This window comes from Caulobacter sp. CCH9-E1 (genome assembly GCF_001556515.1).
In the GTDB taxonomy this organism is placed as follows: Bacteria; Pseudomonadota; Alphaproteobacteria; order Caulobacterales; family Caulobacteraceae; genus Caulobacter.
In genome coordinates, this window is the sequence record NZ_LSJA01000117.1 from 1 (window position 1) to 20753 (window position 20753).

At 68.8% G+C, this 20753-nt stretch carries 23 protein-coding genes; 12 read left to right on the forward strand and 11 right to left on the reverse strand.

What is annotated here, in order from left to right; translation table 11 throughout:
• The coding region (locus AX690_RS07500) for a class I SAM-dependent methyltransferase (RefSeq protein ID WP_066730318.1) at nt 1-511 on the forward strand (511 nt) is incomplete at its 5' end.
• Here AX690_RS07500 and AX690_RS07505 read toward each other — a convergent pair.
• The gene (locus tag AX690_RS07505; RefSeq protein ID WP_066683175.1) at nt 508-1212 is read right to left on the reverse strand and encodes an NAD-dependent deacylase; all 705 of its coding nucleotides are present in this window, start codon (nt 1210-1212) and stop codon (nt 508-510) included. The genes AX690_RS07500 and AX690_RS07505 overlap by 4 nt on opposite strands.
• Before the next feature lie 152 nt (nt 1213-1364).
• Here AX690_RS07505 and AX690_RS07510 point away from each other — a divergent pair, with 152 nt between their 5' ends.
• The 3 genes from AX690_RS07510 (at nt 1365) to AX690_RS07520 (ending at nt 3531) form a co-directional block, all read left to right on the forward strand.
• A complete protein-coding gene (locus tag AX690_RS07510) occupies nt 1365-2492 on the forward strand; it encodes a ferritin-like domain-containing protein (protein ID WP_066683176.1) in 1128 nt (375 codons plus the stop codon).
• A gap of 187 nt (nt 2493-2679) precedes the next feature.
• The gene (locus AX690_RS07515) at nt 2680-3213 is read left to right on the forward strand and encodes a lipocalin family protein (RefSeq protein ID WP_066683177.1); all 534 of its coding nucleotides are present in this window, start codon (nt 2680-2682) and stop codon (nt 3211-3213) included.
• A gap of 54 nt (nt 3214-3267) precedes the next feature.
• Nucleotides 3268-3531 carry a hypothetical protein gene (locus tag AX690_RS07520; protein ID WP_066683178.1) on the forward strand — a complete coding sequence of 88 codons (264 nt, stop codon included), beginning with the start codon at nt 3268-3270 and terminating at the stop codon, nt 3529-3531.
• Between the two features lie 19 nt (nt 3532-3550).
• Here AX690_RS07520 and AX690_RS07525 read toward each other — a convergent pair whose 3' ends face one another.
• The gene (locus AX690_RS07525; RefSeq protein ID WP_066683179.1) at nt 3551-4030 is read right to left on the reverse strand and encodes a MarR family winged helix-turn-helix transcriptional regulator; all 480 of its coding nucleotides are present in this window, start codon (nt 4028-4030) and stop codon (nt 3551-3553) included.
• Nucleotides 4031-4173: 143 nt separating this feature from the next.
• Between AX690_RS07525 and AX690_RS07530 the strand changes: the two genes are divergently transcribed.
• Together AX690_RS07530 and mmcB are read left to right on the forward strand one after the other, a co-directional pair.
• Nucleotides 4174-4953: an alpha/beta fold hydrolase gene (locus tag AX690_RS07530; protein WP_066683180.1), complete on the forward strand. Its 780-nt coding sequence runs from the start codon at nt 4174-4176 to the stop codon at nt 4951-4953.
• A gap of 110 nt (nt 4954-5063) precedes the next feature.
• Entirely contained in the window at nt 5064-5519 is a 456-nt protein-coding gene (gene mmcB, locus AX690_RS07535) for a DNA repair putative endonuclease MmcB (RefSeq protein WP_066683181.1), read from the forward strand.
• Nucleotides 5520-5622: 103 nt separating this feature from the next.
• On the opposite strand, the gene AX690_RS07540 is transcribed toward mmcB, so the two are convergent.
• The gene (locus tag AX690_RS07540) at nt 5623-5943 is read right to left on the reverse strand and encodes a hypothetical protein (protein WP_066683182.1); all 321 of its coding nucleotides are present in this window, start codon (nt 5941-5943) and stop codon (nt 5623-5625) included.
• A 45-nt stretch (nt 5944-5988) separates the two neighbouring features.
• On the reverse strand, nt 5989-7830 hold the full coding sequence (gene recQ, locus AX690_RS07545) for a DNA helicase RecQ (RefSeq protein ID WP_066683183.1): 1842 nt from the start codon (nt 7828-7830) through the stop codon (nt 5989-5991).
• Between the two features lie 195 nt (nt 7831-8025).
• Here recQ and AX690_RS07550 point away from each other — a divergent pair, with 195 nt between their 5' ends.
• Complete coding sequence (locus tag AX690_RS07550; protein WP_066683184.1) at nt 8026-9975, forward strand: transglycosylase domain-containing protein; 1950 nt, start codon at nt 8026-8028, stop codon at nt 9973-9975.
• 133 nt (nt 9976-10108) lie between these two features.
• Here AX690_RS07550 and AX690_RS07555 read toward each other — a convergent pair whose 3' ends face one another.
• Together AX690_RS07555 and AX690_RS07560 are read right to left on the reverse strand one after the other, a co-directional pair.
• Nucleotides 10109-10828, reverse strand: a complete 720-nt coding sequence (locus AX690_RS07555) for a M48 family metallopeptidase (protein ID WP_066683185.1) — start codon at nt 10826-10828, stop codon at nt 10109-10111.
• A 45-nt stretch (nt 10829-10873) separates the two neighbouring features.
• Nucleotides 10874-12136 (reverse strand): polyhydroxyalkanoate depolymerase, encoded by a 1263-nt coding sequence (locus AX690_RS07560; RefSeq protein WP_066683186.1) that lies wholly within the window; start codon nt 12134-12136, stop codon nt 10874-10876.
• Nucleotides 12137-12294: 158 nt separating this feature from the next.
• On the opposite strand from AX690_RS07560, the gene AX690_RS07565 reads away from it, so the two are divergent.
• On the forward strand, nt 12295-12657 hold the full coding sequence (locus AX690_RS07565; protein ID WP_066683187.1) for a DUF2200 domain-containing protein: 363 nt from the start codon (nt 12295-12297) through the stop codon (nt 12655-12657).
• On the opposite strand, the gene AX690_RS07570 is transcribed toward AX690_RS07565, so the two are convergent.
• Nucleotides 12654-13238 (reverse strand): SCO family protein, encoded by a 585-nt coding sequence (locus AX690_RS07570; protein WP_066683188.1) that lies wholly within the window; start codon nt 13236-13238, stop codon nt 12654-12656. The two genes, AX690_RS07565 and AX690_RS07570, sit on opposite strands and share 4 nt — an antisense overlap.
• Before the next feature lie 74 nt (nt 13239-13312).
• On the opposite strand from AX690_RS07570, the gene AX690_RS07575 reads away from it, so the two are divergent.
• Nucleotides 13313-14713, forward strand: a complete 1401-nt coding sequence (locus AX690_RS07575; RefSeq protein ID WP_066683189.1) for an ActS/PrrB/RegB family redox-sensitive histidine kinase — start codon at nt 13313-13315, stop codon at nt 14711-14713.
• Nucleotides 14714-14788: 75 nt separating this feature from the next.
• On the forward strand, nt 14789-15346 hold the full coding sequence (gene spdR, locus AX690_RS07580) for a stationary phase response regulator transcription factor SpdR (protein ID WP_066683190.1): 558 nt from the start codon (nt 14789-14791) through the stop codon (nt 15344-15346).
• 172 nt (nt 15347-15518) lie between these two features.
• On the opposite strand, the gene AX690_RS07585 is transcribed toward spdR, so the two are convergent.
• From AX690_RS07585 to AX690_RS07595, 3 genes are read right to left on the reverse strand one after another with little or no spacing between them, the layout of a single operon-like run.
• Nucleotides 15519-16304, reverse strand: a complete 786-nt coding sequence (locus AX690_RS07585) for an SDR family oxidoreductase (RefSeq protein WP_066683191.1) — start codon at nt 16302-16304, stop codon at nt 15519-15521.
• A 43-nt stretch (nt 16305-16347) separates the two neighbouring features.
• Nucleotides 16348-16632, reverse strand: coding sequence for a 4a-hydroxytetrahydrobiopterin dehydratase (locus tag AX690_RS07590; RefSeq protein WP_066683192.1), 285 nt, complete (start codon nt 16630-16632; stop codon nt 16348-16350).
• A gap of 26 nt (nt 16633-16658) precedes the next feature.
• On the reverse strand, nt 16659-17300 hold the full coding sequence (locus tag AX690_RS07595) for an HAD-IA family hydrolase (protein WP_066683193.1): 642 nt from the start codon (nt 17298-17300) through the stop codon (nt 16659-16661).
• Between the two features lie 225 nt (nt 17301-17525).
• Between AX690_RS07595 and AX690_RS07600 the strand changes: the two genes are divergently transcribed.
• Both AX690_RS07600 and AX690_RS07605 read left to right on the forward strand, forming a co-directional pair.
• Complete coding sequence (locus tag AX690_RS07600) at nt 17526-19484, forward strand: AsmA family protein (protein ID WP_255357058.1); 1959 nt, start codon at nt 17526-17528, stop codon at nt 19482-19484.
• 250 nt (nt 19485-19734) lie between these two features.
• Nucleotides 19735-20010: a YjhX family toxin gene (locus AX690_RS07605; protein ID WP_066683248.1), complete on the forward strand. Its 276-nt coding sequence runs from the start codon at nt 19735-19737 to the stop codon at nt 20008-20010.
• 108 nt (nt 20011-20118) lie between these two features.
• On the opposite strand, the gene rsmD is transcribed toward AX690_RS07605, so the two are convergent.
• Entirely contained in the window at nt 20119-20682 is a 564-nt protein-coding gene (rsmD, locus tag AX690_RS07610; protein WP_066683249.1) for a 16S rRNA (guanine(966)-N(2))-methyltransferase RsmD, read from the reverse strand.
• Nucleotides 20683-20753: the final 71 nt, after the last annotated feature.

The window sequence follows — 20753 nt, forward strand, 5'->3', positions numbered from 1 at the left end:
GCTGGAGCTGGGCGTCGGCGGCGGCCTGAATCTCGCCTTCTACGATCCGGCGCGCGCGATCCGCGTCACCGGCGTCGATCCCTCCGCCGAGCTGCGAGCGATCGCGGAGGGGGCCCCGCGCCCAGACGGGCTCAAGGTCGAGATCCTGCCGGGCGAGGCCGAGGCCTTGCCCTTCGCCGATGCGCGGTTCGACACCGTGCTTTGCACCTTCACCCTGTGCTCGGTGCGCTCGCCGGCCGCCGCGCTGGCCGAGACGCGGCGGGTGCTGAAGCCGGGCGGGACCTTCCTGTTCTGCGAACACGGCCTTTCGCCCGACGCCGGGGTGTCCCGCTGGCAAAGACGTATCGAGCCTCTGTGGAAGCGCCTGGCGGGCGGCTGTCACCTGACGCGTCCCGTGACGGCGGCCGTCGAGGCGGCGGGCTTCCGGGTCGACGAGGGCCGGCGGTTCTACTTCGACAAGGCCCCGCGGCCGATGGGCTGGTGCGAGCAGGGCGTGGCGCGGCTCGCCTAGAGCCCCCGCAGCACCCGCTCGACCCAGGCCGGCACGAGCTCGCTGGCGGGGCCATAGAGCTTTTCATCGAACATGTAGGCGTTGGCCGACGGCTCCAGATTGATCTCGCAGGTCGCCACGCCCATGGCCCGCGCCTCGGCCACGAAGCCGGCGGCGGGGTAGACCGCGCCCGAGGTGCCGATCGAGACGAAGAGGTCGGCGCGCGAGAGGGCCGCGTCGATCTCATCCAGGAACAGCGGCATTTCCCCGAACCAGACGACGTGGGGCCGCGCCCCGTCGGCTTGGCCACAAGCCTCGCAGACGGCCCCGGCGGTCAGGGGCGCCATGTCGGGCTTCAGCGCCTGGCAGTGATGGCAGCGGGTCACCGCCAACTCGCCGTGCATGTGGACCACCCGCCGCGAGCCGGCCTTCTCGTGCAGGTCGTCGACGTTCTGGGTGCAGAGAAAGAGCTCGCCGCCCCGCGCCGCCAGCTCGGCCTCCAGACGCGCCAGGGCCGCGTGCGCGGCGTTGGGCGAAGCGTCGGCGAGATTGGCGCGGCGGGCGTTGTAGAAGGCCCGCACCAGGGCCGGATCGCGCGCGAAGCCCTCCGGCGTGGCGACATCGCGCAGGTCGTACTTCGTCCAGACCCCGTCCTTGTCTCGGAAGGTGCCAAGACCGCTTTCGGCCGAGACGCCGGCTCCGGTCAGCACGAAGATCCTCATTCCCAGCCTCTCTTGGTCAACAAACCTGACGCCTCCGTCATTTTTCATTTGACCCGCGTCAAGCGTTGAGTTGACAGTGTTCAGATCGACGAGGATCCGCGCAAGACGGGTCTGTCACAAGCCATGTCACGCGGCGATTAGGGAGCCACGCCATGACGGACAAGAACATCACCAAGGACGCCATGTACGACGCGGTGGCGCCGGACGACTTCGAGGCGATGCTCGAACTCGACCGGTACAACAGCCGCTCGACCGCGTTCGACAAGATCATCTCCGCGACCCACGACCACTTCTGGGATCCGCTGGACAAGGCCTATATCGATTTCGACGAGCCGTTCGACATGGAGAACCAGGCGCTGGTTCCCGAGGACATGGTCATCGCCCTGTCGACCGACTACGTCTCCAACCACCTGTCCGATCCCAAGCAGCGCATCCGCTTCATCAACCAGTCGGTGCTGCGGAACTTCTCCTCGATCCTGCACGGCGAGCAGGGCGCGCTGAACCTGTCGGCCAGCCTGTGCCACGTGCTGAGGGACCAGGGCGCGCAGGAATACGCCGCCAACCAGACCCGCGAAGAGGCCCGCCACGTCACGGCCTTCGCCAAGTACATCAAGGCCCGCTGGGGCAAGCCGGTCGAATGCGGCCCGGCCCTGAAGAGCCTGCTGGTCGAGATCATCGGCGCGCCCGAGGTCTACAAGAAGATCATCGGCATGCAGATGCTGGTCGAGGGCCTGGCCATGGGCGCCTTCGCCACCTTCTACAACAACATCCATGACCCGGTCGGCAAGAAGCTCCTGCAGCTGGTGATGACCGACGAGGCCTTCCACCACAAGTTCGGGAAGATCTGGGCCGACCGCACGGTGCCGAAACTCTCGGCCGAAGAGCACGCGATCATCGAGGACTGGGCGGCGCACTGCTTCCAGACCCTGCTGTTCAACCTGGTGTCGCCGCACCAGCAGCTGGACCTCTACGCCGAGTTCGGCCTGGATCCCGACAAGGTGGTCGAGGAGTACGGGAAGATCATGACCGACGACGTGCGTCGGGAGAACATGAAGGAGCAGACCAACATCTTCCGGGTGCTGGTCAAGACGCTGCTCAACGCCGGCATCATCACCGACCGCACCAAGGCCTTCTACGCCATGTATGTTGACCTCGACGAGCTGAAGGGCGAGGGCGAGCGGATGGTCGGCGACGACATCGCCGAAGAGGGCATCCGCCACCTGCAGGCGATCAACTTCAAGGACCGTCCGACGGGCGCGATTAGTATCGCGGCCGAGTAGAAAGAAAGCTGTCGGCGGTCAGCATCGCCGCCGAGTAGGGCTTCCCACCACCCTGCCGGCGCAGCGCCGCCCCGCCGGAACCCCGGCGGGGCGGTCGTCGTTTTGAGGGCCTGCGCCCATCCGCCAAGCTCCCGGGGGCGTATCGTCAGAGCGCCCGCCTAGAGGGCGCGTCCAGCCCGGAGATCCCATGCGCGCCGCCCTGCTCGCCTTGCCGCTCGTCCTGTCGCTGAGCGCCTGCGTCTCCGGCCCCAGCGGCAATCCGAATCCGCCCCAGCCGGCCAAGGCCGTCGAGCTCGATCGCTATCTGGGCAAGTGGTACGAGGTCGCGCGCTACGACATGCGGTTCGAGAAGGGCTGCGAGGGCGTCACCGCAGAATATTCCAAGCGCGCCGACGGCCTGATCCGCGTGCTGAACACCTGCCGCCAAGGCGGGCTGGACGGCCCGGTAAGGACGGCGGAAGGCAAGGCCAAGATCGTCGACACGACCACCAACGCCAAACTGAAGGTCAGCTTCTTCGGCCCGTTCTATGGCGACTACTGGGTGCTGGATCACGCCGACGACTACAGCTGGTCGATCGTCGGCGAGGGGTCGGGGAAGTACCTGTGGCTTCTGTCGCGCCGTGTTCCCTCCCCCGCCGACCGCGAGGCCCTGACCGCGCGCGCCAAGGCCCTGGGCTACGACGTCGGCATGCTGCGCCAGACGAAGCAGCCCGGCCCGTGAGGCCGACCTAAGGTTGGGCTTTGGATCCGGCGAAGGCCGTGGAAGAGTGGCGCGATGAAAACCGCTCTAACGCTTCTCGCCGTCGCCGGCGCGCTGACCGCCTGCACCGACAGCAAGCGCGCCCGCAACGACGCGACCTGGACCGATCGCCCGGCCGACATCACCTGCTGGAGCTACGGGACCGAGACCTTCAAGGGCCGCTCGACCGGCAAGGTCGAGTACGACGAAGGCCGTATCTCGTTCGTTGACGCGGCCAGCCACCGCTACACCACGATCGACGGCGAATGCCGGGTGGTCTACGAGCCCCGGGGCGCCTGACGCGTCAGGCTCGCGGCCTTCAGGTCTCCTCCGAGGAGTCGCCTCCTGCGCCCCAGCCGCCCATGCCGCGATAGATATCGTCGCGCAGCGCGCGAACCTGGCGATTGAGGGCGTTCAAGTCGTCGGCCGCGTGGCCGGAGGTCTCCAGCAGCGCCGCGGCGAGACAGCCCGCCTTCTCCCGCAGAGCACGCCCCGCCGGGGTCAGGGTGATGATCACCTGACGCTCGTTGTCGGGATTGCGCGCGCGCCGCACCATGCCGGCCGCCTCGAGACGCTTGAGCAGCGGCGTCAGCGTGCTGGACTCCAGCGCCAGCTGTTCGGCCAGACGACCCACCGGCTGACCGTCCTCGGCCCACAGCAGGTTCAGCACCAGATACTGCGGATAGGTCAGGCCCAGCGCGTCGAGCAGGGGCTTGTAGGTCCGCTGGATGGCGATCCCGGCGGAATAGATGGCGTAGCAGAGCTGGCCGTCGAGGGGGGGCGGGGGCGTGTCGGTCATGTTGGTCTCCTCTCTCTCATATAGGCGCAAGCCGCAATAAAACATATCGCGATAATTTTTCGCTGGACGCGATCGAATGTCGCCGCTACACAACAATTATCGCGATAACGAATATCGCAGAAACGCTCACAAGGAGACGCCCCATGACCCGCTCGTTCCGCACCATCCTGATCGCCGCCGCCGCCGTCGCCGGCCTGGCTTCCGCCGCGCAGGCCCAGACCATCCCGGCGAACGTCCATAACGTTGTCCTGGTCCACGGAGCCTTCGCCGACGGTTCGGGCTGGCGCGGGGTCTACGACCGCCTGACCGCCAAGGGCTACAAGGTCAGCGTCGTCCAGAATCCCCTGACCTCCCTGGCCGACGATGTGGCCGCGACCCGTCGCGTGCTGGCCCGCCAGGACGGTCCGACCATCCTGGTTGGCCACTCCTACGGCGGCACGGTGATCACCGAGGCCGGCAACGATCCCAAGGTCGCGGGCCTCGTTTATGTCGCCGCCCTGGCGCCGGACACCGGCGAGTCGACGGGCGACCAGTTCGCCGAAATCCCCGCCCCGCCCGGCTTCGTCATCGAGGCCCAGTCCGACGACTTCGGCTTCGTCAACCTGGCCAAGTTCAAGTCCGGCTTCGCCGGCGATGTCGGCGACGCGGACGCGGCCTTCATGCGCGACTCCCAGGTTCCGATCGCCATGTCCGCCTTCGGCGACAAGGTCACGAAGGCCGCCTGGCGGGTCAAGCCCAGCTGGTTCGTCGTGGCGACCCAGGACGGGGCCATCGATCCCAAGCTGCTGCGCAAGACCGCCACCCGGATCGGCGCCCAGACCGTCGAGATCAAGGGCAGCCACGTCGTCTTCCTGAGCCAGCCCGAGGCCGTCGCCAATGTCATCGACAAGGCGGCGAAGGCGGCCGGCGAAAAGACACACTGACCGCGAGGGCGCTCACCGCCTGAAGACAAGCCGTCGGCGCACCTGTGCGCCGGCGGCTCTGCATTAAGCGCGGGCTTGATCCGCGAACAAAGCTGGAACATGATCTGAGCGTGGACGTCATCATCCAGCTGCAGAGCCGACCAGAGACCACCCTCGCCGTCACGCGTGGGGCCGCGCGGCTGCTCGTCGACCTGGGCTATGCGCCTTTGGCCGAGGTCACCTTGCCGAACGGCCGCCGCGCCGACCTGATGGCGCTGGGCCCGAAAGGGGATGTGCTGATCGTCGAGGTGAAGTCGGGGCTCGATGACTTCCGGGTCGACCGGAAGTGGGGCGAGTACGCGCCGTTCTGCGACGCCTTCTACTTCGCCGTCGCGCCCAGCTTTCCCGAAGGGGTGCTGCCGGACGAGCCGGGGCTGCTGGTCGCCGACGGCTTTGGCGGGGCGGTCGTGCGCGAGGCGCCGCTCGCCCCTCTGGCGCCGGCGCGTCGCAAGGCCCTGACGCTGGCGTTCGCACGCCTCGCCGCCTTGCGGGCGGCGGGGGTGAACGCCGAGCGCCTGAGTTTGTAGCGAGAGCATTTTTCGAGCGAAGTGGTCCCGGTTCGCGTGAAGAAAAATGCGTCAAACAAAAGATTGGAGCTCACGGCCTGACGCCGTCAGGCCGTGAAGTGTTCTAGTCGCGGCTGCGGGCGATCAGGAAGCCGACGCCCAGGCCAATCGCGAAAGCGCCCAGGGCGACGCCCAGCGGGCGCTCTTCGGCGACGTGATGGGCCACCTGAGCCTTGTCGCGGGTCCAGGCCGCGCCGACCTTGGCCTTTTCGGCGGCGAAGGTGCGGGTCTGTTCGGCGACCTCGGCGGCGGTTTCGCGCGCGGACTTCACGGCCTTGCTGACCGCTTCCTTGGCGCGCTCGGTCTTGTCGGCGACGGCCTTCTCGGCGCCGTCGATGGCGGACGCGGAAGAGGTGTCGGGGGTAAAGCTGGTGACGTCGGTCATGGGGAGGCTCCTCGGCTTGAGCCACACTAACACGTCCCGCCCGGTTTAGTTCTCCCGCACGACCTTCAAAACCGCCTCGCCGTAGCGATCGAGCTTGCCCTGCCCCACGCCGCCGGCCTTGCCGAGGGCGGCCAAGGTGGTCGGCCGCGCCGCGGCGATCTCGGCCAGGGTGGCGTCGTGGAAGATGACGTAGGGCGGCACGTGCTGCAGCTGCGCGGCCTCCTTGCGCCAGGCGCGCAGGGCCTCGAACAGCACCTGGTTGTCGGCCGGGATCGAGAGCGCCTTGCCTTCCCGCCGCTTGCGGGCGCCGGAGGCCCGGCCGGTCTCGGGCGCGTCGACCATCTGGCGCAGCGCCACCCGCCGCTCGCCGCGATAGACCTGGCGCACGCCCTCGACATCGCCCAGGCCGATCAGCGGACGGCCGTCATTGGGATCCTCGCGCAGCAGGCCCTCGAAGATCAGGGTGTCGAACAGGTCGCGCCAAGCCGGCTGACTCAGCTCGCGGCCGATGCCGAAGGTCGGCAGCTGCGCCTCGCTGGGCGTGACGTCCTTGGTCTTGCCCAGCAGGTGTTCGATCACCCGGCCGCGCCCCAGCCGCCCGCCCAGGCGGTGCACGGCCGAGAGGGCCTTCTGGGCGGCCTCGGTGGCGTCGGTCGCGGCGGGCGGCGAGACGCAGATGTCGCAGACCCCGCAGCGGGCCACGCCCTCCTCGCCGAAGTAGCGGCGCACGGCGGCCGCGCGGCAAGTGACGCCTTCGAGCATGGCGTAGAACTGGCGGAGTTTCCGGGACTGGACCTGCTTGACCTCGTCGGGCGCCTCGCGGGTCTCGATCCGGCGCGCGGCCCAGGCCATGTCGGCCGAGCCGTAGAGGGTGATGCCCTCGGCCGGCTGGCGGTCGCGGCCGGCGCGGCCGACCTCCTGCCAGTAGGCCTCGATCGCGGCGGGCGGATCGGCGTGGATCACGAAGCGGACGTCGGGCTTGTCGACGCCCATGCCGAACGCGATGGTCGCCACCATCACCGCGGCGTCGGCCTCCAGGAAGTCCTCCAGCCGGCGCGCGCGCACCGCCTTATCGAGGCCGGCGTGATAGGCCAGGGCCGGCACGCCCTCGGCGTTCAGCTTCTCGGCCAGCTTCTCGGTGGCGTCGCGCGAGCCGGCATAGACCACGCCCGAGCGGCCCCGCCGCTCCAGGACCAGTTCCACGACCCGGTCATGGCCCTTGCCGCGCTTGCGTTCGGCGCTGAGGGCCAGCTCCGGGCGGGCGAAGCTGTCGACGAACTCGGCCGCGCCGTCCAGGCGCAGCTCGGCGCGGATGTCGTCGCGGGTGCGGGCGTCGGCGGTGGCGGTCACCGCCAGGCGCGGCACGTCGGGAAACAGCTCGGCCAGGCGCCCCAGCATCCGATATTCGGGGCGGAAGTCGTGGCCCCACTGGCTGACGCAGTGGGCCTCGTCGACGGCGACCAGGGCCAGCGGCGTGCGCGACAGGCGCTCCAGCATCCACGGCTGCATCAGGCCTTCGGGCGACAGATAGAGCAGGTCGACCTCGCCGGCGTCGATGCGCCGCCAGATGTCCGACCGCTCGTCCAGCGAGATGTTGCTGTCCAGCCGCTCGGCCGCCACGCCCGCCTGGCGCAAGCCCTGGACCTGGTCGGCCATCAGGGCGATCAGCGGCGAGACGACGAGGCCGACCCCCGGCCGGATCAGCGACGGGATCTGGTAGCACAGGCTCTTGCCGCCGCCCGTCGGCAGCACGGCCATGGCGCTGCGCCCGGCCAGGATCTCATTGACCACCCCCGCCTGCATGCCGCGGAAATCGGCATGGCCGAAGGTGCGGCGCAGGACGTCGCGCGCCTGATCAAGCTCTGGGGATTCGGGAGGAACGTACACGGGCGTGGTTATGGCGTTCCGTCCGCGCGTCGCCAAGGCAGGATCGCAGGCGCCGTCGTTTCTCTGGCGACGCTCGCGCGGCTAGGCCTGAAAACCGCCGCGTTCATATCTCGTCAATGTTGTCGCGCGTTCTGTGGGGTTCGGCTAAACGGAACGCGCTCAAAGACCCCCGGCGCGCGCAGGAACGATACCAACATGGCGAACGGACCCTTCGGCGGAAACAAGCCGGCGAAGCCGCAACGCACCCCGCTCCAGGCCCTGGTCTATTGGGGAACCGTGCTCGGGATCTGGGGCCTGATCTTCGTCGTGGCCTTCTTCGCGGTGTTCGCCCGCGACCTGCCCGACACCTCGACCCTGTACGACGTCAAGCGCCAGCCCTCGATCAACTATCTGGACCGCTCGGGCGCCCTCCTGGCCGTCCGCGGCAGCCAGTATGCGCCGCCGGTCGACATCGACGCCCTGCCCGAATACGTGCCGGCCGCCTTCGTGGCGATCGAGGACCGGCAATTCTATCACCACTTCGGCTTCAACCCCTGGGGCATCATCCGCTCGGCGATCTGGAACGCCACCCATGACGGCCCCCAGCGCGGCGGCTCGACCATCACCCAGCAGCTGGCCCGCAACCTGTTCCTGAGCCCGGCCCAGAACTATCGCCGCAAGGCCCAGGAGCTGATCCTGGCCGTCTGGCTGGAGATGAAGTTCTCCAAGAAGCAGATCCTGGCCCTCTACATGAACCGGGTCTATTTCGGCGCCGGCGCCTATGGCATCGAGGCCGCCTCGCAGCGCTATTTCAACAAGCCCGCCAGGGAGCTGTCGGTCGGCGAGGCCGCCCTGCTGGCCGGCATGATGAAGGGCCCGGCCCGCTATTCGCCGGTCTCGGCCAAGGAGCGCGCCGCTCGCCGCGCCACCATCGTCCTGGACGAGATGGTGCGCATCAAGGCCATCACGCCCGAGCAGCGCGACCAGGCCTTCAGCACCCCGGTGCAGGTCTCGGCCACCCTGGCCAACCAGCGCGCCCAGTACTTCACCGACTATATCGACGCCCAGGTCCGCTCGCTGGTCGGCGAACCGACCGAGGACCTGGTGGTCGAGACGACCCTGGACCTGCCGATCCAGGTCGCCGCCGAGCGCGCGGTGAAGCAGGGCGTCGAGGCCTACGGAAAGCAGGGCGTCCAGCAGTCGGCCCTGGTGGCCATCGACGGCGAGGGCCGCATCCGCGCCTATGTCGGCGGCGCCGACTACGCCGACAGCCAGTTCGACCGCGCCACCACCGCCCGCCGCCAGGCCGGCTCGGCCTTCAAGCCGTTCGTCTACCTGACCGCCATGGAGCAGGGCCGCACGCCCGACATGATGGTCGTCGACGAGCCGGTGAAGATCGGCAACTGGGAGCCGCGCAACTACACCGGCAAGTACCTGGGCCAGATCACCATGCAGACGGCGCTCGCCCAGTCGATCAACACGGTCGCCGCGCGCCTGGCCAGCGAGGTCGGCACCAGCAACGTCGCCAACACCGCCCGGCGCTTAGGGATCACCAGCAAGATCCAGCTGGACCCGTCGATGGCCCTGGGCGCGGTCGAGGTCTCGCCGATGGAGATGGCCCAGGCCTACGCCCCGTTCGCCAACGGCGGCTTCCTGGCCAAGGGCTACGGCATCGAGCGCATCCGCACGGCCAAGGGCAAGGTCCTGTACGACCACAATGTCGACAAGCAGGCCCGCGCGGCGGTGATCGGCACGCCCGCCCTGCAGTACATGAACCAGATGATGCGCGAGGTCGTGACCTCGGGCACGGGAACGCGCGCCCGGGTCGGCGGCTACGACATCGCCGGCAAGACCGGCACCACCAGCGATTACCGCGACGCCTGGTTCGTCGGCTACACGGGCGGCTTCGTGACCGCCGTCTGGACCGGCAAGGACGACAACACCACCATGCGCCGCGTGACCGGCGGCGGCGCGCCGGCCGAGATCTGGCGCTCGTTCATGACCGCCGCCCTGCCGCGCCTGAAGGCCACCCCGATCCCCGGCGGGGTCGCGCCGCCTCCGGAAGCGCCGGACCCGATCGGCGACCTGCTCAATCCAGCGCCCGAAGGCCCCGCGGCCGAAACCCCGGCCGGAACCGCGCCGCCGCCCGGGCAGCTGCCTTATTGAGTAAGACGCTCCCCCGCGATGCGGGGGAGCTGTCGCGGAGCGACTGAGGGGGCGAGCTGGATATCGGCCGCGTTAGCCCCCTCCGGCCCTCTGGACCACCTCCCCCCATCGCGGGGGAGGATCCAACGCAAAACTAAGCCCCGATCGCGTGCAGCTCGGCCGCGTGGGCCCGCAGCCAGGCGCGGTGCGGGGCCGGATCGCCGGCCAGCCGCTCGCACAGCGCCCAGAATTTCGGCCCGTGGTTGGCCTCGATCAGGTGCGCGCATTCGTGGGCGGCGACGTAGTCGGCCACCGCCGCCGGGGCCAGGATGAGCCGCCAGCTGTAGCGGATCGCCGCCGGGGCGCGCGACGTGGCGGGCCGGCATGAGCCCCAGCGGGCCTTCGGGTCGGCCACCGCGACGGACGGCATGGGCCGGCCCAGGGCGGCGGCGTGGACGGCCGTGCGCTCGGTCAGCACGGCCAGCGCCTCGCGCTTGGCCAGGCGGATCACCTTCAGGCCCCAGTTGGGATCGTCGGGCGCGACGATGCGATCCTCTTCCAGCCTTGCGCGGCCGGGGCCGACCTCGAGGCGATAGGGTTTGTCGTTCAGCCGCAGCACGCCGCCGGGCGCCAGGCTCATGCGCTGGGGCAGGGCCGCCAGCTGCTTGGCGATCCAGCCGGACTTCTCCTGGGCGAAGGCGACGGCCTCGTTGAGGCGCCGAGGGCTGGGCGCCAGGGCGACGATCTCGGACTTGGCGCGGTCGACCCGCAGCGACACCCGCCGCGCCCGGCCGTCGACGCGCAGCCGCACCGGCCAGCCGCCGATCTCCAGCCGATCGCCGTCAGAGAACCTTTGAGCCATGCGCGAGAACATGGCCCCTAGATCGCGTGCGAGGGCCCGCGTCGCAAGATGCGGCCTCTAGGCTTCTTCCGCGAAATTCGGGTCGCACTTGCGGATGAAGGCGCGGACGCGGGGATAGATCTCCTCGCGGAACCGGCGGCCGTTGAACACGCCGTAGTGGCCGACGCTGGGCTGGACATAGTCCAGCTTCATGTCGTCCGGGATGTTCGGGCACAGGCCGTGGGCGGCCTGGGTCTGGCCGATGCCGGAGATGTCGTCGTTCTCGCCCTCGACCGTCATCAGGCCGATGTCGGTGATCGCCTCGGGTTTCACCAAGGTTCCGCGGTGCGTCAGCTCGCCCTTGGGCAGCAGGTACTGCTGGAAGACGATGTCGATGGTCTGGAGGTAGAATTCCTCGGTCAGGTCCAGGACCGACAGGTACTCGTCGTAGAACTCCAGGTGCTTGTCGGCGCTGTCGCCGTCGCCGCTGACCAGGTGGTTGAAGTAGCGGCGGTGGGCCTCCTGGTGGCGCTCGGCGTTCATGCTCATGAAGCTGGCCAGCTGGACGAAGCCCGGATAGACGCGCCTTCCTGCGCCCACATAGGGCGGCGGCACGGTGTAGATCATGTTCGACTGGAACCAGGCGAACGGCTTTTCCTCGGCCAGCTGGTTGGTGACGGTCGGCGACAGCCGCGCATCGATCGGCGAGCCCATGAAGGTCATGCTGGCCGGACGCGAGGGGTGGTTCTGCTGAGCCATCAGGGCGGCGGCCGCCAGGACCGGCGGGCCGGGCTGGCAGACGGCGACCACGTTCGGGCGCGGCCCCAGCACCTCCAGCATCTGGATCACGTGGTCGATATAGTCGTGGAAGTCGAAGCGGCCCTCCAGGACCGAGACCTCGCGGGCGTTGACCCAGTCGACGATGAAGACCGCGTGGTCGGGCAGGAAGGCCTCGACCGTGCCGCGCAGCAAGGTGGCGTAGTGGCCCGACAGGGGCGCGACGATCAGCACCGCCGGGTCCAGCGAGAACTTGCCCGCCCGGCGCATGTCGGCCATGTCGCGATCGAACTGGATGAGACGCGCCCAGGGGCTTTCCCAGACCACGGTCGGGCGGACGCGGACGTCGACCTGGCCGACCTTGACCTTGTCGATGTTCCACTTGGGCTTGCCGTAGCGTCGGGTGACATTGGCGAACAGGTCGGCGCCGGCGCGCACGCGTCGGCCCAGGGCCGAGTCGGCGGCCGGGTTCAGCGGCGAGCCCCAGAAATCCCGGGCCGCCAGCGCCGCGAGGCGCATCGGGGTCGAGGCGTAATAGGCCGCCTCGTGAAGGGCGTAGAGCATGTCGCACCCGCAATGTTGCAGCGCAACATAGCATACCGATAGCTAACAGAGTCTAGTCTTGCGTGCGGCATGGCATCGCTTTGCGCCGCGGACGTGACCGCTATCATGCGCACCGCGGGATGCTAAGGTCGCCGGAGAGCGACGGCGGGGAGATCCTGATGACCAAGCACAGGCTGTACGCCACCAGCTTCGCCAGCGTTTACCCCCACTACGTCGCCAAGGCCGAGAAGAAGGGCCGGACCAAGGCCGAGGTCGACGAGATCATCCTGTGGCTGACCGGCTTCAGCCCGGCGGCGTTCGAGGCGCATCTGGCGCAGCGCACCGACTTCGAGACCTTTTTCGGCCAAGCCCCCGCGCTGAACCCGGCGCGCCTGACCATTACCGGCTCGGTGTGCGGCGTGCGCGTCGAGACGGTCGAAGATCCGCTGATGCGGGAGATCCGCTATCTCGACAAGCTGATCGACGAGCTGGCCAAGGGCAAGGCGATGAACAAGATCCTGCGCGGCGAGCCTCAGCTCTAGTCCATCGCCGCCTTGATCCGCGCGGCGATGTCGGCCGGCGGCTGGTTGTAGGGGATCACCGTCCTGAAGCGGCCCTTGGGGTCCATCAGGTAGATCGCCGTCGAGTGGTCCATGGTGTAGCCGGGGCCCGTCCCGACCTTGGCGTAATAGACCTTGTAGGCCTTGGCCGCGGCGTCGACCTGGGCCTGCGTTCCCGTAAGGCCGATCGTCGATTTCGGCACATAGTCGGCCGACAGGTAAGCCTTCATCTGGGCGGGCGTGTCGCGCTCGGGGTCGATCGAGATGAAGACGATCTGCAGGTCCTTGGCCTTGGGCCCCAGCTGCTCGGTCGCGGCCGCCAGGCCTTGCAGGGTGCCGGGGCACACATCGGGGCAGTAGGTGAAGCCAAAGAACACCGCGCTCCACTTGCCCTTGAGGACCTTCTCGGTGGTCGGGGCGCCGTTCTGGTCGACCAGCTGGAACGGGCCGCCGACCGCGGCGGCCGGCTGCTCGCTGAGCGTGCTGGCGCGCCAGACCAGGCCGCCGACGACAAGCAGACCCAGCAGGCAAACGACGATCAGGACCAGACGTTGACGAAGCATCGGCGGCGCATCCTTTTGTCTCAGCCCATCCTTTTGCACTCGCAAAGCGCGCAATTCTGGACAATCTTGCGGTCATGGCTGACGTCTCGTTTGCTGGAATGCCCGAGGATCCGCGCCGCAATGGGCTCGATAGGCCGGGCGACGAACCGGCGCAAGACGACGCCTGGGGCTGGACCGCGCCCGGACTGAGACGTAGCCGCCTTCGTGTTCGCACCCTCCTGGCCCAGCGCTGGGCCTGGGTCGTCGGCCAGACGGCGGCCCTGCTGGTCTCGGGCCTGGCGCTGAAGATGCACGTGCCGTGGGCGATGTGCTTCACCCTGGTGGCGTTGTCGGCCTGGCTGAACGTCCTGCTCGGCCTGGCGGCCAACGGCCAAAGGATGGCCCGCGACGGCGAAGCGACCGCACAGATCGCTTTCGATATCTTGCAGCTTTCCGGCCTGATCTACCTGACCGGCGGCGCCTACAATCCGTTCGCCCTGCTGCTGATCGCGCCGGCCACGTTGGCGGCCGCCACCCTGCCCGCGCGCTACGCGATGGGCCTGGGGGCCCTGGCCATCGCCGCCTCGATCCTGTTGGCCATTTTCCATATGCCCCTGCCCACCATCGACGGTAGGCCGATCCTTCCAGACTCCTCGCCGTTCAATCTGTGGTTCGTCGTCTCCGCCCGCATCGTTGGCATCATCCTGACGGCCGCCTACGCCTGGCAGGCGGCCAGCGAGTCGGCCCGCATGGAGCTGGCCCTGAACGTCACCGAGACGGTGCTGGCCCGCGAGCAGCGGCTGTCGGCCCTGGGCGCCCTGGCGGCGGCGGCGGCGCACGAGCTGGGCACGCCGCTGGCGACCATCTCGGTCGTCTCGCGCGAGATGGCCCGCAACGCCACCAGCGAGGAGGTCCGCGAGGACGCCGAGCTCCTGATCGGCCAGGCCGCCCGCTGCCGCGAGATCCTCCAGCGCCTGACGGAAATGCCCGAGGCCCAGGACGCCGTGCACGAGCGCATGAGCCTGGTGCAGCTGGTCCAGGACGTGATCGAGCCGCACCTGGTGCACGGCATCCGGGTCGAGGCCGTGGTCAATGGCCCGGCCGGCGAGACGGCGCCGGACATCTGGCGCCGCCCCGAGATCATCCACGCCATGACGTCGATCGTGGAGAACGCGGTGGACTTCGCCCGCAGCGAGGTGATCGTCATCGCTCGCTTCGACCCGCGACATATTGTCATCGAAGCCCGCGACGACGGGCCAGGCTTTTCGCCGGAGGTCTTAGCCAAGCTGGGCGAGCCGTACGTGACCACGCGTCCCGGCGCGGAAGGCTCGCGCACCGGTCATATCGGCATGGGTCTGGGCTTCTTCATCGCCAAGACCTTGCTGGAACGGACAGGCGCGACGGTCGATTTCCGTAATGGTCGTCGCGGCGGCACCGTGGTGTCCGCGCGTTGGCCGCGCGCCGCGTTGGAAGCTCCAGGTTATACGGGGGCTTGAGTTATGACGCGGATGCGCGGAAGGATAGAATACTATTTGGCCTGTTGAGTATTGGCCCGGGGAGGGGCTGACTTCATGGCGGATATCGGTGAGCTGGTTTCGGCGCTGCCGGACAAGACTCTGCTTCTGTTGGACGACGACGGCCCGTTGCGGACCCGGCTCGGACGAGCTCTGGAGCAGCGCGGGTTCGAGGTGACGTTGGCGGCTTCCGTGGCCGAGGCCCTGACCATCCTGCGCGCCCAGGCCCCGGCGCACGCCGTGCTCGACATGCGGCTGGAGGACGGCTCGGGCCTGAAGGTCGTCGAGGCGGTGCGCGACGCGCGGCCCGACGCCAAGGTCATCATGCTGACCGGCTACGGCAATATCGCCACGGCCGTGGCGGCGGTGAAGGCGGGGGTGGTCGACTACCTCTCCAAGCCGGCCGACGCCGACGACGTGGCCCGCGCCCTGCTGGCGGCCAAGGACGCCGCGCCGGCGCCGCCGGAAAATCCGATGAGCGCCGACCGCGTCCGCTGGGAGCACATCCAGCGCGTCTACGAGATGTGCGGCCACAACGTCTCGGAAACCGCGCGGCGACTGAACATGCACCGCCGGACGCTCCAGCGGATCCTGGCCAAGCGCGCGCCGCGCTGATCCGCCTCCCTTCTCCCCTTGCGGGAGAGGGTGGCCCGCCAGGGCCGGGTGAGGGGTCGCACCGACAGAAACGCCGCGATGGCCGATCGGCTCTCGCGGCGTTTTCGTTCTTCAACCCCTCATCCGTCGGCTTCGCCGACACCTTCTCCCGCCAGGGGAGAAGGCCTTCAGATCACATCGCCGAAATGCCGCCGTCGACCTTGATCTCGGCGCCGGTGACGAACTTGCTCTCGTCGCTGGCCAGGTAGAGCACGGCGTTGGCGATGTCGTTCGGCTCGCCGATGTGGCCCACCGGGATCTGCCGTCCGAGCTTGGCCTGCGTCTCTTCCTTGCCCAGCCGCTGGTTCAGCGGGTCCAGGATCGGCGTGTCGATGAAGGTCGGGTGGATCGAGTTGGAGCGGATGTCGAGGCCCTGCTTGGCGCAGTAGAGCGCGATGTTCTTGCTCAGCATCCACACCGCCGCCTTGCTGGCGTTGTAGGCGGGCGAGTTGTGGTTGGCGATCAGGCCGGCGATCGAGCTGATGTTGACGATCGAGCCCGGCTGGTGCGCCCGCATATAGGTCAGGGCGTGCTTGGCGCCCAGGAAGACGCTGTCGACATTGATCGACATGATCCGCTTCCAGAGGTCGAACTCCATCGCCTCCAGCGGCTTGTCGCCCGCGACGCCGGCGTTGTTCAGCAGCACCGAGATGCCGCCCATCAGGCCGTTGGCCTTCTCAAGCGCCTCGATCCACTGGTCTTCCTGCGTGACGTCGAGATGCAGGGCGAAGGCGGTCCCGGCGCCGTACTTGGCGTTGATCTCGGCGGCCACGGCCTGCGCGCCGGCCAGATTGATGTCGGCCAGGGTGATCGTGGCGCCCTCTTCGGCGAGGCGACGCCCCGCCGCCGCGCCCAGCCCCTGGGCCCCGCCGGTGATGAAGGCCTTCTTGCCGGCGACCCGGCCCGTGCTCTGCGCCATGCGGCGTCCTCCCGATTATAATTCAAACGGGAGTTTGAATTCTTCAGGCCGCGCTGTCCATGAACTTCGCGAGCGTCACGTCCAGCTCGGTCACGCCGTCGGCGTCGTGGGTGGTCAGCAGCACCTCGACGCGGTTGTAGACGTTGAACCACTCTGGATGGTGGTCGAGCTTGTCGGCCATCAGGGCGACGCGGGTCATGAAGCCGAAGGCTTCGTTGAAGTCGGCGAAGCGGAAGGTCTTCTTGATGGCGTCCTCGTGGCCTTCCGCGACGGTCCAGCCGTCGAGCTGGGCGATCGCGGCGGCGGCGCCGATCCTGGGACGGGACATGGTTCCTCCGAGAGAGTCTCGCCCCCTCAGAACGCCAATCCGGTCGCTTGGGCAAGGTCCGCCAGCAGCTGGTCTTCGCTGGAGACCTTGATGGCGGTCATGCCCAAGGCCGCCGCCGGCTTGCAGTTGATCCCCAGGTCGTCGAGATAGACGCAGGCCTCGGGCGCGACGCCGAGGAGCTCGCACATCATTTGATAGATGCGCGGGTCGGGCTTGCGCACCCCGGCCTTGGAGCTTTCGATCACCGCGTCGAACAGGGCCATGATCTCGCCCACCGCCAGCGCCTTCTCGGCGCTCTGGGCCATGCCGGGACCGTGGCCGGTCGGGACGTTGTTGGTGATGCAGCCGACCTTGAAGCGGGCCTTGCAGGCCTTCAGCGCGTCCATCACGCGCGGCCGCAGGTCGCCATACAGCAGCGGCAGCACCTCGGCGCCGCGCACGGCGTGGCCCAGCCGCGTCGCCTCCTCCAGGAAGAGGCCGTCGAAGGCCGCCGCGTCGATCTCGGCCCGCTCGAACCGCGCCCAGGCGTTGGCGTCCGGATCCGCGGCGTTGACCGTGCGGATGAAGTCCTTGGGCAGGCCGCGTTCGACCTCGTAGCGGCGAAAGGCCTCGAAGGGCGAGGTCGTGAAGACGCCGCCGAAGTCCCAGATCACCGCCTCGATCGCCATCTTCCGCCCCCATCAAACACTTGTTTGACCGAAGGCTAGCCGCGCGACGCCCGAAGGGGAAGCCCCACGGCAGGGAACATGACCACCGCCCTCGCGCGTTAGGAGGGTTCAACCGGAGCTAAGCCGCTGTCGACCGCCGACGTCACCCTGCCGCCAAAGCCTCCGCGTCCTCCGTGGCGCGGCCTGTCGCGGCGCGCCCTGATCGGCATCGGCTCGGCCCTGGCGCTGGTCGCCGCGATCATCGCCTTCCTGGTGATCTTCGACTGGAACTGGCTGCGGGGTCCCTTGAGCCGCTACGCCTCGGCCCAGATGCAGCGCGAGGTGACGATCAGCGGCGACCTGCGCGTCCATCCCTGGTCGTTCTCGCCGAAGGCCGAGGCCTATGGCGTGCGGATCGGTCAGCCGGCCTGGGCGAGGAAGGTCGATCCCGAGGCCGGCCACATGGTCCAGCTCCAGCGGATCGCGGTGCAGATCAAGATCCTGCCGCTGCTGCGCGGCGAGGTGATCATGCCCTTCCTGGCGCTGGACAAGCCGGACGTCCGCCTGCTGCGCGACAAGGACGGCAAGGCCAACTGGACCTTCGGGACGCGCAAGAGCGACAAGCCGCTGAAGCTGCCCGCCATCCAGCGGTTCGTGATCAACGACGGCAAGCTCCGCTTCGACGACCGCCAGCGCGGGACCCTGTTCGTCGGCTCGGTGAACGCCCAGGAACGGGCCGGCGAACGCGGCGGCCGGTTCGTGCTGGAAGGCAACGGGACCCTCAACCGATCCGCCTTCACGGCCGAGGTCAGCGGCGGGCCGCTGCTGAACATCTCGCCCAGCCGCCCCTATCCGTTCGACGCCGAGGTGCGGGCGGGAGCGACGCGGATCGTCGCCCACGGCCGGGTGACCAAGCCCTTTGATCTCGGACGGTTCGAGACCGACCTCACCGTGTCCGGCGCCGACCTCAACCGGCTGCACGACCTGACCGGCCTGACCCTGCCCAACACCCCGCCCTATCGGGTCTCGGGCCACATGGTCCGCAAGGGCGCGCGTTACGATTTCCAGAAGCTGACCGGCCGCGTCGGCGACAGCGACATCGCCGGCGACCTGTTCGTGCTGACTGGGCGGGAGCGCCCCTATCTGGAAGCCGAACTGCGCTCGCGCCGCCTGGACTTCGACGACCTGGGCAGCCTGGTCGGCGCGGCGCCGGCCACGGGTCGCGGCGAGACCGCCTCGGCCGGCCAGAAGGTCGAGGCCGCCCAGCGCGACGCGACCCGCCGCCTTCTGCCCGACGCCACGTTGCAGGTGGAGCGCGTCCGGGCCATGGACGCCAAGGTCAGCTATCGCGCCGATGCGGTGAACGCGCCGAACCTGCCGCTGGAAAAGGTCAGCCTGAAGCTGGACCTGAAGGACGGCGTGCTGACCCTTGACCCGCTGGCCTTCACCTTCTCGCGCGGCGACCTGCGCGGGAAGGTGCGCCTGGACGCCCAGCCGGCCGTTCCGCGCACCGAGCTCGACCTCACCCTGACCAACGGGCGTCTCGAGGAGTTCATTCCGATCCAGAGCGAGGGCAAGCCGGCGATCTCGGGCACGGTGATGGCGCGAGCCAAGCTGTCCGGCGTCGGCAATAGCGTCCATCGCGCGGCCTCGACCGCCAACGGCGATCTGACGCTCGTCGCCCCGCGCGGCGAAATCCGGCAGGCCTTCGCCGAGCTCTTGGGCGTCAACGCCTCCAAGGGCCTGATCCTGCTGCTGTCCAAGAGCGACAAGGAGACGCCCGTTCGCTGCGCCGTCGCCGACTTCTCGGTCAAGAACGGCGTCATGACGACCAACCACCTTGTCGCCGACACCGGCGTGGTGCTGGCGCGCGGCCGCGGGACGATCAACCTGGCGACCGAGCGGATGGACTTCCGCATCGAGGGCGACAGCAAGAAGCCGCGCCTGGTGCGCCTATTCATCCCGATCACGATCAAGGGCCCGTTCCTGGCGCCGAAGATGGGCCTCGATCCCAGCAAGGCGGTCGGTCAGGGCGGCGTCGCCGCGGCCCTGGCCTCGCTGGTCAATCCCGCCGCCCTGCTGCTGCCCTTCCTGACCGCCGGCGAGGCCAAGGACGCCGACTGCGCCAGCCTGGTCAGCGACGCCCGCCAATCGGGCGCGCCGGTGAAGGTGTCCCAGACCACGCCGGCGAAGGCGAAGAAGTAGGACACTTGAGCTTGGCCCGCCTTGGCGCCATGTTCCGCGTCATCCGAAACCCAGTGTGGTTCATGTCAGAGATTGTGCGCGAGGTCCGGGCCTAACAGGCTCCGAACCTCAAGGTTCGAAAGTCGCTAGGCCCGCTCCGCCCGCGCGTCCCGCAGGGCGTGACTAGTCACGCCCTGTCTTGAGGAAAGACGGGTCTCGCAGAGACCCGGGCGGACGCGTGATCACGCGCCTCGATCTCTCGGACAATCCCTTGAACATCTCAAAACCGCAGCAACGGACGCTGCACGCCCTGGCCCAAGGCGGCCGGATCGACCTCGAACGCGATGAGAACGGCCGCATCCTGGCGGCCTATTGCGTGACCCGCGATGGGTGGACGCTCACCGACTGCACCGTCGGGGTCTTCCAATCGCTGAAAAGGAAAAGGCTGATCGCCAGCCAGGACGGCGGGCCCTATCGCATCACCCGACAGGGCCTCGCCAACCTGCGCGCTCAACTCGACAATCGGGTGGGCGCGCGAGCCTGGTGATCAGGCTTGGCCTAACCCCTTCCGTGTCATCCCGGCCGCGCCTCGGCCTTGAGCCCGGATAGCCTCTGCGAGGCTTCCGGGATGACACGGGATTGGGACGGGTTGATTTTACAACAGCTTGAAGAACAGCACCCTGGCCGCGCCATAGTCGCGCGCGTCGATCTGTTCGAAGCCTTCCAGCGCGGGATCGGGCTCGCCCCGGCCGCGCTCGAACATCAGGATCGCGCCGGGGGCCAGCCAGTCGTGGGCCTTCAGTTCAGCCACCGCCTTCTCGCCCAGGCCCTTGGCGTAGGGCGGATCGAGGAACGCGATGTCGAACGGGGCGCCGGCGCTGGCCGGACGAGGACCCAGGTCGGTGGCGTCGCGACGATGCACGCGGGTGACGCCGAACAGGTTCATGGCGTCGATGTTCTCGCGGATCGCGCCCCGCGCGGCGTCGTCGGTCTCGACGAACAGGCAGAAGCCGGCGCCGCGCGACAGGGCCTCGAGGCCCAGCGCGCCAGAGCCCGCGAACATGTCGATCACGCGCGCGCCATGCAGTTCCGGCGCCCAGGCGGCGTGCTCCAGGATGTTGAACACGGCCTGACGGGCGCGGTCGGAGGTGGGGCGGGTGGCGTCGCCCGGCGGGGCGACGATGGCCTTGCCGCGATACTGGCCCGAAACGATGCGCATCAGGCGGCCCACATCCTACCGGACGCTCCGCTCTGGAGCGCGAGGACGACGCCCCCTCGCGCCCTGCCCAA